We start from the raw sequence: 494 nt of genomic DNA on the forward strand, positions 1-494 counted from the left end.
GGCGATGGCCGCCGCTCTGTCCGGTGATCGTGATGCCGAACAGCTCGTGCGTCCCGTACGCGGCGGCCATCGCCAGGACGGTCGCGGCGCCCGCCACGGCGAGCGGCACCAGCCACAGGAACGGACTGCGGTAGATCAGCACCAGCAGCACGGTGACCACGCCGAGCGTGGCCGTCAGCAGCGTGCCGTCGATGGTGTCGAACACCTTGTCCATGTCGGCGCCGACCGCCCCGGGCCCGCCGACCTCGACGCTCAGCCCGCCCGTCCCGCCGACGGTCTCCCGCACCCCGTCGACGAAGGCCCGCTGCGCCTCCTCGTCCTGCCCTGGCCGCGTGCTGGAGACCGGGTACATCAGCGTGCTGCCGTCCGCGGAGGGAACGCCCCGCGGCACGTCCGACAGCTCGTACGCCCGCTCCACCTCGGCGATCTGCGCGGCGGCCGCCTCCCGGTCGGCGGCCGTCAGCCCGCCGTCGCGGTGGTAGACCACCACCAGG

1 protein-coding gene is annotated in these 494 nt (G+C 74.3%); it reads right to left on the minus strand.

Annotated features, from left to right (window positions below):
* On the minus strand, nucleotides 1-494 hold a 494-nt coding region (locus LPA54_RS36885; RefSeq protein ID WP_228984847.1), incomplete at both ends, for an MMPL family transporter.

This window comes from Streptomyces sp. DH12 (genome assembly GCF_020873895.1).
In the GTDB taxonomy this organism is placed as follows: domain Bacteria; phylum Actinomycetota; class Actinomycetes; order Streptomycetales; family Streptomycetaceae; genus Streptomyces.